The organism is Mucilaginibacter sp. (genome assembly GCF_039207105.1).
Taxonomy (GTDB): Bacteria; Bacteroidota; Bacteroidia; order Sphingobacteriales; family Sphingobacteriaceae; genus Mucilaginibacter.
In genome coordinates, this window is record NZ_JBCECK010000019.1 from 23,627 (window position 1) to 36,805 (window position 13,179).

Below are 13,179 nucleotides of genomic sequence, written 5' to 3' on the forward strand. Positions count from 1 at the left end.
GCTATGTCAATGGTAACCACCGCGCTTAAAAGGCCAATAACAGCTATAGTAGTTACACTTAGCCTGTTAATATTTGCCGTAATCAGCGCTATAAAAATCCCGATAGACATTTTTCCGCAGTTAAATCTGCCAACTATATATGTTATTGAATCGTACGGGGGCATGTCGCCGCAGCAGATGGAGGGCTTCTTCTCTACCGGTTTGCAAAACCAGTTTTTGTATATCAATGGTATTAAAAATATCACCAGTAAAAACATACAGGGCTTAACCCTCATTAAACTGGAGTTTTACGAAAGCACTAACATGGCCGAAGCTTCGGCCCAGGTGGCTTTGCAGGTAAACCGGGCTACCAGTTTTTTCCCGCCTGGTGCCTTGCCCCCACAGGTTATCAGGTTTGATGCTTCGTCATTGCCTGTGGGGCAACTGGTTTTCTCGAGCCCATCCCGCAGCCTTAAAGATATTTATGACCTGGCTGCTACCCGCATCAGGCCCATGTTTGCTACAATCCCCGGTTTATCGGCTCCCCCTCCTTTTGGCGCCAATGCCCGGTCAATAACCATCAGTGTTGATCCTGATAAACTGCGCAGTTATAATTTAACACCCGACGAGGTGGTGGATGCCTTATCTAAATTCAACGTGATGTCGCCTTCGGGTAATTTGAGGTTGGATAACACCATCTACCTCACCACTATGAACTCGCTTATTAAAACCGCCGACAATTTTGGCAGCATACCCGTAAAAACTAAAAAAGGTGTACCTATTTTTGTAAAGGATGTAGCCCGAGTGGCTGATGCTGCGGATGTTACAGTGGATTATGCCCTTATCAACGGCAAACGCTCGGTATACATACCTGTGGTAAAAACGGCCGATGCATCTACCTGGACAGTGGTACAAAACCTGAAAGCCAAGCTCCCCGAAATGCAGTCGCTGCTGCCCGATGATGTGAAGATCTCGTACGCCTTTGATCAATCGGTGTTTGTGGTGAATGCGGTAAAAAGTCTCATGACCGAAGGTGGTTTGGGCGCACTGCTTACCGGCTTGATGGTACTACTGTTTCTTCGCGACTGGCGAAGCAGCCTGATCGTGGTGATCACCATCCCGGTATCTATCCTGATCGGAGTGCTGCTGCTCAGCCTGTTCGGGCAAACCATTAACATCATGACCCTGAGCGGACTGGCGCTGGCCATCGGTATCCTTGTCGACCAGGCAACGGTAACCATCGAAAACATACACCAGCATCTGGAAATGGGCAAAAACAAACGCCAGGCTATTTATGATGCCTGCGAGGAGATCGCTTTTCCGCTATTGCTTATTTTGCTTTGTATCCTGGCTGTATTCGCACCATCATTTATGATGAGCGGTGTGCCTAAGGCCATGTTTTTGCCACTATCGTTATCTATCGGCTTAACCATGATCGTATCCTATGTATTGGCTCAAACGGTAGTCCCCATCATGAGTAATTGGTTGATCAAAGCCGAACAATACCAGCATTACCACCATGATGACGTACACGCCCACGCGGGCCAGGGACTTAATGACGATGAGATCATCCAAATAAACCGACATGGGCACCATGAGGAGCATGAGCCCGAAAAGAATGATTTTTTTGAGCGGGTAAAAACCGGTTTTACCAAAATTTTATCCCAATGGATGCCCCGTAAAAAGCTCATCGTACCCGCGTACCTGGTTATTGTAATTGCGCTGGCCGGTATATGCTTTGTGGTAATTGGTAAGGATATGATGCCCAAGCTCAATAATGGCCAGTTTCAGATGCGTATTAAAGAACCTGAGGGTACCCGGCTTGAGCGTACCGAAGATAAGTTTAAACAGGTACTGCAGATCATTAACAAAACGGTGAATAACCATGTAGAGATCTCATCGGGCTATATTGGTTTAGTTCCCAGCAGCTACGGCAGTAGTAACCTGTACATTTTTAACACGGGTACGCATGAGGCTGTTTTACAGATAAACCTTGATGAAAATTATAAGGTAAACCTTGATGAGCTCAAAGATGCGCTTCGTAAAAACATTGCCTATGAGCTGCCCGAACTTAAGGTAACTTTTGAACCGATTGACATGACCGAAAAGATCATGAGCCAGGGTGCATCTACCCCTATTGAGGTTCAGATAGCCGGGAAAGATATGCAGCAAATTGAAGGTTATGCTAACAAGGTTGTAAGCAAACTAAAGCAGATCAGCTACCTGCGCGATGTGCAGATAGTGCAGCCGCTGCGTTTCCCGGTGATAGGCATTACGCTTGACAGGCTGAAGGCCGCGCAGCTTGGTTTGAATATTAAGGATATAGCCCGCTCAGTTACCGCGAGCACCTCATCAAGCCGCTTTACTGAAAAGAATTTATGGTTGGACGAGAAAGGCGCATACACCTATCAGGTGCAGGTACAAGTACCCGAATATGTAATGAACACGATGGATCAGCTAAAAGAGATACCACTGGTAAAAGGTCAAAGCACCCCGGTACTTAATGATATAGCTACCTTTAAAACCAGCTACGTTCCCGGCGAATATGACCGCAGCGGCCCGCGGCGCTTTGTTACTGTAAGTGCCAACATTTATAAAATCGATCTGGCTAAGGCTACCAATGATGTTCAAAAAGCCATAAGTGCTGTTGGCGCACCGCCAAAGGGCTTGGTGGCTACCATAGGCGGTATGTCGGGCTTGCTGATCGATACCTTGTCGAGCCTTCAAAACGGATTATTGTTTGCCATATTGGTGATCTTTTTATTGCTGGCAGCCAATTATCAATCATTCAAGGTATCGTTAACGGTATTAAGCACAGTACCTGCGGTTGTATTTGGTTCATTGCTAATGCTGCTGATCACGGGTTCAACGCTCAACCTGCAATCATACATGGGCATGATCATGTCAGTAGGTGTATCTGTAGCTAACGCTATTTTGATCGTAACCAATGCGGAAAACCTGCGGCTCGAGTATCGTAATGCCACCCGTGCAGCTATCACCAGCGCGTCGGTACGTTTAAGGCCCATACTCATGACCAGTATGGCTATGATAGCCGGTATGATCCCTATGGCATCGGGAATGGGCGAAGCCGGTGAGCAATCAGCTCCGCTTGGCAGGGCAGTTATTGGCGGCTTGATAGCATCCACCTTAGCTGCATTATTTATACTGCCGCAGGTATTTGCGTGGGTACAAAATAAAACAACCTATGCATCGCCTGCCCTTATGCCCGAAAACGAACCAGAACACGAACCTGAAACCCTAAATGTATAACACCGTCATGAAATATAAAGCACCACTATTAGCAGCTATATGTTGCTCATTATACGCCTGCTCGGGCAACCAAAAGCCGGTTGACCTTACCGCAGCAGAAACACACAGTTCATCCTCGACTCCACGAGTAGCAACCAGCAATGTCGTAGAAAAAGCGCTGTCATCATCCGTGCGCCTGCCCGGACAATTGAACCCCTTTAACGAGGTTAATATTTTCCCGAGGGTAAACGGGTTTGTTAAAGATATTTTTGTTGACCGCGGTACCGAAGTAAAAAAGGGGCAGTTACTGCTTACCCTTGAAGCACCCGAAATGGAATCACAGCTGCAGTCTGCTAACTCCCGGTATCTGCAGGTGCAGGAAACGGCCAATGCGAGTAAAGAAAAATATCAGCGCCTGAAAGAAGCTGCCGCCGAGCCCGGCTCTGTTTCGCCCCTTGAGCTGGATAACGCCATATCCCGCATGAAAGCTGATGAAGCCATTACCCAGGCCGAAAAATCAAATGTGGCATCAGTTAAAACCATGCAGGGCTACCTGAGTATTTACGCGCCGTTTGATGGTGTTATCGTTCAGCGTAATGTATCTCCTGGAGCATTGGTTTCGCCAGGCAAAGCTTCCGATCAGCCTATGTTGGTATTGCAGGATACCAAAAAAATGCGTTTGGAGGTAGCCATCCCTGAAAACTATGTGGATAAGGTAGACCTTAAACAACCGGTAAACTTTACGTTTAACGCCATGCCCGGAGTGCAGCAAACGGCCAAAATAAGTCGTTCGGCCAATGCGCTGGGCAGTATGCGTTCTGAAGCTATTGAGATCGATGTGCTTAACAAAAACAACGATCTGAAACCGGGCATGTATGCCGAAGTAGAGATACCGATGTTATCGGGCGCCAAATCATTATTAGTACCCAATGGCGCTATTGTACGATCAACCGAACGGGAATATGTTATTGCTGTGAGGAACAAAAAAGCCTGCCTGATTGATGTTAAAGAGGGTTTGACCAATAAAGATAAGACAGAAGTGTTCGGCAACCTAAAGCCCGAAGACTACGTGATAACCCACGCCAATGATGATACTAAAGAAGGCGATGAAATAAACTAAAAACAAAAAGGCTGCTTCCGGAACAGAAGCAGCCTTTTATTTTTTCTAACCAGTCTATTCGGTTCTCAAACTCTTTACGGGATTCGCCAGCGCGGCTTTTATGGCCGTGTAACCCACCGTGAGCCAGGCAATAAAAATAGAGGATAGCATGGTGATGGCGAAAAACCAAATACTGATAGCAATATGAAAAGTATACGCCTGCAGCCATTGATGCATAAAATACCAGGCAATGGGCGCAGCCACTAAAAATGCCACTATAATTAATAAGGTAAATTCTTTTGACAGCAGCACCAATATATCCTTTACAGGTGCCCCAAGCACTTTACGTATACCGATCTCTTTTTTACGCTGAACGGCCATAAAGGCAATCAAGCCATATAATCCTAAGCAGGAGATAAAAATAGCAATACCCGAAAATATTTTATACAACTGTGAAAGCTGATTTTCCTGTTTATAAAAATTGGCTACGGTTTGATCCATAAAACTATACTCAAATGTATATTCCGGAAATGATTTGCCCCATATCTTTTCCAAATCGGCAGTTATAGATTTTGTTTTGCTCAAATCTATCTGCATGCTGGCCATTCTATACCCTTTTTTCATGGTTGAAAATACCAAAGGGCCAATGGCATCACGAAGCGAGTTGGAATGAAAGTCTTTAACTACGCCTACTATAGGCAAAATTTTTCCATTAATGTTTATACGCTGCCCTATGGCGTCTTTAGCGTTACCGATGCCTAAGTTTTTGACCAGGGTTTCATTTACTACAGCCTCCCGCATAGTATCCGCCGAAAAGTATGACCTGCCCGCAGCCATCTGCATATCGTATACATTGAAAAAGTCGGGATCAGTAAGCTTTATGTTCACGATCATATCCGACTTGTCGGTCTTGTTGCTTTCCTTACGCAGATCGGTGGCCCATCCCCCGCCATCTGAAGATGGTGAAAACATGCTCATACCCACCTTTTGAATGCCCGGAACTTTCAACAGCTCGTTACGCAGGTAATCAATTTTAGTACGGCTGAGGCTATCGGTTGGGAAACTCGCGTAAATAACCGCATCCTTTCTGAACCCCATATCGGTGTTACGGAAATAATCCATTTGTGATGTTACCACCAGTGTACCAATGATGAGCACCTGCGCTATCACAAACTGAAAAACAACCAGCCCCCGTCTGAATAAAACTCCCTTTTTTTGATCAGTACCCAAACCGTCGCCTTTCAAAACAATTACCGGCTTAAATCCGGATAATACCAGTGCCGGATAAAATCCGGATATAAACGACACCAATATCAGCGCGCTAATCATAAACAGGATCAACCTAGCTCCATAAAGCATGGAAACAGAAAGATGAATGTCCAATAAATTATTGATAGCGGGCAGACAAAACATCACGATAACCAGGGAAATGAGAAAGGCAAAAAAACTGGTGATGGCGGTTTCGCCTAAGAATTGAGCCATTAACTGTGCCCTGCTTCCGCCCAATACCTTCCTTACGCCAACTTCACAGCCGCGGTTAATGGCTTGTGCAACAGTAAGGTTTATGAAGTTTACACAAGCTACAATAACCAGGAACAAACCAATCAGGTTAAGCGCCAATATAAGATCTTTACTAAAAGTGCGCCCGGTGAAATTGCCATAACGCTCATCATAATGCAGCTCGCTCAGCGGTTGAAGCGTTAGGTCATAATCAGGATTTACAGGCCTGATGTGCCTGCTGGTAAAATCGGCAATTGCCTGGCTCAGCTGGTTTAAGGTATTGTTAGGGCCAAGCTCAACAAAGCAATAATTCCCATCGTTAATGCCCGACCAATTTTTATCATTATGCCTGGAAACGGTAATATAAGACACTATCGCTTTTATCGGAAAATCAGTATTAGCAGGCGGGTTTTCAAGTACACCGGTAACCTTCACCAGGTTCCCGTCCATTTTAAGTTGTTTGCCAATTACGCCATGCCAGTCGCCAAAGTATTTGATGGCTGTAGCTTTGGTCAGCATTACGGTATTAGGTTCGCTAAGTGCGGTTTTGATATCCCCATCAACCACACTAAAATCAAATATTTGAAAAAACTGTGGTTCGGCAAAAAACACGCCGCTTACTTCCTTGAACTTTTTTAATGTGGCATCCTGTTTACCCGGAACTATAACCTGTACGTTATCTTCATTAGCAATCGCGGCAGCATTTGAAATTTGCGAAAGTTCGGTTCGCAATGCAGCAGTTACAGGAACTGGTACACCTGTACGGTATCCATTCTTATCTGGGTTTTTACCGGCCCTGCCAACACGGTATATCCTGTCCTTTTTGGCATGAAACTGGTCAAAGCTTTGTTCATACTGCACCACCAGGAATATTAAAAGAAAAGCGGCAAAGCCTACGGCCAAACCTGCAATATTGATTGCAGCGTTGCTTTTGTGCCTGTAAAAGTTTCTAAGAGCTGTTTTGAAGTAGTTTTTTAACATGTCCGCCGGATTTATTGATCAGAACCTTTATTTATTCAATAAGCTAATGCCAAAACAAATGCCATCTACATAACAAACTGATTACATGGCACTTAAAACGACACACATTAATTACAAGTGTTCGTTTCTGATGCAAATGGTGTTCGGTTTTAGTCTACGCTGGCTTAATGCGCCCTATCCTGTTCACTACCAGCGCCGCCTGTTTCGCGTTTATGGGGTACATCTATGGTTTTACCAAAGCTATAAGTAAATGTGAGGGTTGCTACCTGCGTATCTACAAAATTATGATAGGTTGCGGTTGCGCCCACAATATTGGTAATAGTACCGCTCGGGCTGAATGATTTCAAAACGTCGCGAACATTGAATTTAACAGAGCCTTTGTTGTTCAGTATCTTTTTCTGAATTGCAGCATTAAGCATGCCGGTAGGAATAGAAACAAACTGACCATAAGTGCCGCTGGTATTAAAAAAGCCGCTCAATTCCGCGCTCCACGTTTTTGATAAGGTGAATTGGTTATTACCATTGGCGCTAAATGTAGTTTTTGACTCATGCAGATAGCCTGTGTAAAATTCTCCCTCGTAGGTATTGTTATACACCTCGGCATATAAATTAACCGTCCACCATTTGGCAGGCTGTAAATTGCTGTTGATTGAAAAGTCAATCGTTTTTTGCTGGCCTATATTGCCGGTGGTACTAATAAATACATTACCATCTTTATGAATGGTTTCGTTTTGAACATCATTGGCATGATTATATGCTACCGCTACGGTAAACAGACTTTTAAAATTATAGGCCAGTTTATAATTATCGGTAAACTGTGGTTTTAGAAAAGGATTGCCTGAAAAATAGGTGAACTTATCTACAAAAAAAGTAAAGGGGTTTAAACTCCCATAGTTTGGTCTGCCTATCCTACGGCCATAGGATAGTACCAGCGTGTTGTGCCCCGCAGTATCCAATTTATAAGAAAAATAAGCGGTTGGGAAAAGATTAGTATAATGCTTAACAAATGATGAATCAGGCCTTTGGGCATTACCCAACTGATGGCCTGAGCCATTGGTATTCTCTAATCGCAGACCAGTTTGCAAGGAGAACCGGCCAAAGTCCTTATTGAAATTGATATAAGCGGCATTGATATTTTCCTTGTATAAAAACCTGTTGGTGTTGTTATAATCAATAGCACTTACGTTATCAATCACGTTAAAGTAGTTGGCGGCATTATCTGTATTCACATAGCTGCTTTTAAACCCGGCCTCCAATTTGGCTTTTCCCTTAAGCGGATGAGTATAATCTGCCTTAGCCGAATAAATATTGATAGTAGATGGCAGGTTATCTGTTAATATAGATGAATTGGTTAAAGTGCCGTCGGGTAAAAAGGTATTATTTAAAAACATCTGGTTGCTGCCGGCTACATTGCGAATATAGTCAAGGTCGAACGTAAAAGTTCTGCCGGTGCTGTCAAACTTATGGGTGTAGTTGAGGTTTACGCCCTTGCTGTCAAACTTGTTGGTTGATGTATTCAGGGTATTGATGGTTGAATCCAACTCGCCGGTTTTGTTATAAAGTAAACTATATACCGGGCTGCTGTCATGATCATGAGAAATAGTTCCGGTAAACACCACACCCCAGGTTGTTTTTGGCGATGCAAAGAAATCAAGTCCAGCCTTAATATTGGTATTGTTGCTTGACGGCCTGAAATATGAAATATCCTTTAATGATGAGGTAGGTTCGCCGTCAGTATCAAAATAATTGCGGTCAATTTCCAACCTTCTAAAGGTTTTTTGCTTGTTATAGGCCACGTTAGCAAAAAAGTTAACCTTATCTATCCGGTAGTTAAAGTTGATGCTTTCATCCGTACGACCATAAAAACCCTGTGCTAAATTGGCCGATACTACCGCGTTAAATCCCCGCGTAGTTGTTTTTTTAGTTTTGATATTGATCACGCCCGCGTTTCCAGCGGCATCATACTTAGCCGGCGGGTTATCCATCAGCTCTATCTGGTCTAATGACGATGAAGGCAATGAACGCAGATAAGTAACCAGGTTGGCTGCCGAAAGATAGGTTGGCTTATCATCAATCATCACCATTACACCACTCTTTCCTTTAAAGGTAATATTACCATCAGCATCTACCTGTACGCCGGGTGTTTTTGAAAGCACTTCCAAGGCATTAGCCCCGGTATTGGATATCAACGCGCCAACATTAATTACCGTACGATCGATCTTTTGCTCTATATATGATTTTTTGGCGGTTACGGATACCTCATTCAGCTTTTTACCAACCGGAGATAAAATGAATGCCGGTAGATTAACTGTTTTTTGTCCGCTTACTGCTACAGGATCACTCTTATAGTTTTTATAACCTATATAAGTTACCTTTACCGCATAGGTATTATATTTTAAGTTTTGAAAGCTGAAACTACCATCCTGATCGGCCAGCTTGGTACCTACCACGACTGAGTCTTTTGCGATAAGCAGGATCACGGTAGCACCATCAAGTGGTTTTCTGGCATCATCTAATACCGATCCTGAAATTTTACCATCGCTTGTTTGAGCATCGGCAATATGAAATACAAAAAGCGTAAGTAAGGTTACAGAAAACAGGTAAAATAATTTCATGTCTATTAAGACACCTAATTTATCATTAGCGTTACACTTATTTATTATTTTAACAGAAAAATAACGTTTTCAAATTATTAAATTCAGTCAATATCTGCTGATAACACAAAAAAGCCTTATTTTCACGTCAGTCATAAACCTTTAAAATTATCAGCATGCTTGCCAATAATGTTTTGATAGTGCAAACCAAAATATCATCATGGTTTAAATTCTGTATAAAACACCTGTTTACCGCAGGCTTTTGTATTGCGTTTTTTAACAATGTACTCTATGCTCAAAAAACAAACGCTTTTCCTGTAAGCACGCCAGAAGCTGAGGGTGTTTCGGCAGCGGGGATAGATAGCTTTTTGAACGCGGCAGCACACAGCAAGCATGAGTTTCATAGTTTTATGTTTTTGCGTCATGGCAAATTGATTGCCCAGGGCTGGTGGAACCCCTATAAACCCTCTCTAAGGCACAGCTTGTACAGCTGCAGCAAAAGCTTCACCTCTACAGCCGTTGGTTTTGCAGTAAGCGAAAAACGGTTGTCGGTTAATGATAAGGTAATCTCCTTTTTTAAAGGCAGTTTGCCCGATACCATAAAACCCTACCTTGCCGAACTTACGGTAAAGGATCTACTAACCATGAGTGTTGGGCAGGCTGTTGAACCTACTATGGCCATTGCAGGAAAAGAGGATGATTGGGTTAAGGCATTCCTGGCTGTGCCTATAGCCCACAAACCCGGCAGTGTGTTTTTATATAACTCTATGGCAACGTTCATGCTATCGGCCATTGTACAAAAGGTAACCGGACAAAAAGTAGTTGATTATCTTAAACCTCGCCTGTTTGATCCGCTGGGTATAAAGAGAATTGATTGGGAAATAAATAAACAGGGAATCAACACTGGTGGCTGGGGTTTACGTGTAAAAACCGAAGATATGGCCAAGCTTGGCATGTTGTATTTACAAAAAGGCCAATGGAACGGCAAACAGATATTACCCAAAGAATGGGTTGAAGAAGCTACCACTTTTAAAATTGATCAGGCTCCAGGCGTGGCTCAAAGTAAAAGAGACTCAAGCGATTGGATGCAGGGCTACTGCTATCAGTTCTGGCGGTGCCGCAACAACGCGTTCCGGGCCGACGGTGCCTTTGGCCAGTATATTATTGTAATGCCCGATCAGGATGCTGTTATCGCTATCACCTCAGAAACAAGTGATATGCAGGGCGAACTTAATTTGGTATGGAAATATTTGCTGCCATCCATCCATCAAAAGGCTTTGCCCGCTTCAAAAGCCAGTGATGATCAACTTGAAAAACATTTAGCTATGTTAAGCTTACCTCCGGCAGCTAACGCCAGCGACAATATAAATAACATTTTCAATAAAACATTTACTATTGAACCTAATGATCTACATATAAGTTCTATAGCTTTCAGCATTACCAATAAGGTGTGCCGTGTCACTTTAAAAAATGATTCTGCAAGCTATGCGCTTGATTTTGAAACGGGCAAATGGTTACCCGGTCAAACAGCTATGCCTGGGCCGGGCTTGGTTGCAGCAGCGCGGGAAGATTTTTCATTATTACTTCCTTACAAAGTAGAGGGCAGCTATGGATGGAATGACAGCAATACCTTACAATTAAAACTGCGCTATATTGAAAGCCCACATACAGAAATCATCACATGTCATTTTGATGGTCAGCAATTAATTGCTGAGATGGAGAACAGCTTTAGTTATGGAAAAAACAAGGTTGAACTTCATGGAAAAACCAATTAACACAACAAACGATTCTTTAATTTTTCAATTTGTGACAGCTGATCATGATGAGTAATATCATCATGATCAGCTGATATATAACATCTTATTGTTAAAACCTCTCTCTTCTTTATTCAACGATTAAATTATTAAGAATGCTTATGCTGTCATAAAATTTATACTAATTTCGCACTGTTTTGAATTAGTCTAAATAAAATGATAAAAAACCTACTCCCCTACAGAACTATCAGGTTCTTGTTCCTGCTTTCATTATCTCTGCTTATTTGCAATTTTCATGCTGCTGCTCAAACCGCCAAAGGTTCCCTTAAAGGAAAGGTAGAAACCTCTGAAGGCCAAGCTGCCGACAACATATCAGTTAGCATAAAAGAAATCCAAACCGGAACCATTACCGACGATCATGGCAATTATGAGCTTAAAGTAACAGCCGACCATTATACACTCATCATCTCGCAGGTTGGCGCCCAAAAGCAATTTGTACCCGTAGATGTAACCGCCGGGCAAACTACCACAGTACCCACTGTCAAATTAAACATCAACAATAACGGCCTGCAGGAAGTTACTATCAGCTCGGGCCGAACCAACAAATTTACCCGTAAAACAAGTAATTACGTTACCAAAATGCCGCTTAGTTATATGGAAAACCCACAGGTTTATACCAGCATAAGCAAAGAGCTGTTGAAAGATCAGCAGATCAACAACATTGATGACGCGTTGAAAAACGCGGCAGGTGTTACTAAGTTGTTTGAAGCCACCAGCCGTGCAGGCTCCGGAGGCACTCAATTTGTTTTACGTGGTTTTGCCACCCAGGCTAAATTGAGGAACGGTCTTGCCGGAAATATCACCACCGTAACCGATGCTGCAAACGTAGAGGCCATCGAAGTAATTAAAGGTCCATCGGCTACTTTATTTGGCAACTCGCTTACCTCCTATGGTGGCATGATCAACCGGGTAACCAAAAAGCCGTTTTCGGCGACAGCAGGCGAAGTTTCCTATTACGGCGGCAGTTACGGATTAAACCGCATCAGTGCCGACTATAATACACCGCTTGACTCTGCCGGAAAGGTATTATTCCGGGTGAATACAGCCTATAATTACCAGAATAACTTTCAGGATAATGGTTTTAGAAGAAGTTTTTTGTTAGCGCCATCTTTCACCTATAAAGCCAATGATAAGCTATCATTTAATCTTGATGCCGAGTTTAACACGCTAAAAAGCGGCGGAAGTCAGTACCTGTATATTTATACCAGCGCCACCTCTCCGGTATCGGCATTGGGTGTAAATAATGCAAGTCAGGTGCCCATCAATTACAAAAGCTCATTCTCGGGCAATGATGTGCAGAAGACAGGACAAAATGCCAACGTGTTTGGGCAGATGGATTACAAGATCGCATCAAACTGGAAATCGCAAACCAATTTCAGCGTTACTACCAGTTCATCTGACGGCTCGGCTCCTTATTTTTACCTTATTCCGGGCACAACCGTTAGATCACTTACTGGTTCTGCTTCTTATACCGACCCATTATACCTGGAGCGCATGGTATGGGAACCACAGGGAACAGACCTAAACGCCGAACTACAAGAAAATATCACCGGCGATTTTAAGATCGGAGGTTTAAGAAACCGCCTAACCGCAGGCCTTGATTATTTCCACGCCCGCACCAACATTACCTTTAACCGTTTTGCCAATGTTACGGCAAAAGGCACAAAAATTAATGACCTTTTTGATTTTGTAAGTGTTACCAACCCGGGTAACACCTATTATAACTTTAATGAAAACAAGGTAGACTCTGCCTATGCCAACCGCCCTGCCGGTACCGTGCTAACCAGTAAAGCCGATACTTATACGTATAGTGCTTATGCTGCCGATGTATTGAACATCACCGATAATTTATTGGCCCTGATGAGCTTGCGTATAGACAGGTTTCAGAACAAAGGTATCCTGAATAACTCAACCAATGTAACCTCTGCCGGATACGGTCAAACTGCACTGTCGCCAAAATTTG

General features: G+C 43.3%; 6 protein-coding genes. 4 read left to right on the top strand and 2 right to left on the bottom strand.

What is annotated here, in order from left to right:
• Positions 1 to 3: 3 nt before the first annotated feature.
• Positions 4 to 3,249 (top strand): efflux RND transporter permease subunit, encoded by a 3,246-nt coding sequence (locus AAGC65_RS06180; protein WP_343111549.1) that lies wholly within the window; start codon positions 4 to 6, stop codon positions 3,247 to 3,249.
• 7 nt (positions 3,250 to 3,256) lie between these two features.
• Positions 3,257 to 4,348, top strand: a complete 1,092-nt coding sequence (locus AAGC65_RS06185; protein ID WP_343111550.1) for an efflux RND transporter periplasmic adaptor subunit — start codon at positions 3,257 to 3,259, stop codon at positions 4,346 to 4,348.
• 54 nt (positions 4,349 to 4,402) lie between these two features.
• Here AAGC65_RS06185 and AAGC65_RS06190 read toward each other — a convergent pair whose 3' ends face one another.
• Both AAGC65_RS06190 and AAGC65_RS06195 read right to left on the bottom strand, forming a co-directional pair.
• Positions 4,403 to 6,808: an ABC transporter permease gene (locus AAGC65_RS06190; protein ID WP_343111551.1), complete on the bottom strand. Its 2,406-nt coding sequence runs from the start codon at positions 6,806 to 6,808 to the stop codon at positions 4,403 to 4,405.
• A gap of 164 nt (positions 6,809 to 6,972) precedes the next feature.
• Positions 6,973 to 9,423: an outer membrane beta-barrel protein gene (locus AAGC65_RS06195; RefSeq protein ID WP_343111552.1), complete on the bottom strand. Its 2,451-nt coding sequence runs from the start codon at positions 9,421 to 9,423 to the stop codon at positions 6,973 to 6,975.
• 155 nt (positions 9,424 to 9,578) lie between these two features.
• Here AAGC65_RS06195 and AAGC65_RS06200 point away from each other — a divergent pair, with 155 nt between their 5' ends.
• A complete protein-coding gene (locus AAGC65_RS06200; protein ID WP_343111553.1) occupies positions 9,579 to 11,177 on the top strand; it encodes a serine hydrolase in 1,599 nt (532 codons plus the stop codon).
• A gap of 195 nt (positions 11,178 to 11,372) precedes the next feature.
• On the top strand, positions 11,373 to 13,179 hold a 1,807-nt coding region (locus AAGC65_RS06205; protein WP_343111554.1), incomplete at its 3' end, for a TonB-dependent receptor plug domain-containing protein.

Excerpts from the sequence above, each read along its gene's own strand:
- AAGC65_RS06180 (WP_343111549.1), top strand. The coding sequence starts at position 4 with ATGTCAATGGTAACCACCGCGCTTAAAAGGCCAATAACAGCTATAGTA.
- AAGC65_RS06185 (WP_343111550.1), top strand. The coding sequence starts at position 3,257 with ATGAAATATAAAGCACCACTATTAGCAGCTATATGTTGCTCATTATAC.
- AAGC65_RS06190 (WP_343111551.1), bottom strand. The coding sequence starts at position 6,808 with ATGTTAAAAAACTACTTCAAAACAGCTCTTAGAAACTTTTACAGGCAC.
- AAGC65_RS06195 (WP_343111552.1), bottom strand. The coding sequence starts at position 9,423 with ATGAAATTATTTTACCTGTTTTCTGTAACCTTACTTACGCTTTTTGTA.
- AAGC65_RS06200 (WP_343111553.1), top strand. The coding sequence starts at position 9,579 with ATGCTTGCCAATAATGTTTTGATAGTGCAAACCAAAATATCATCATGG.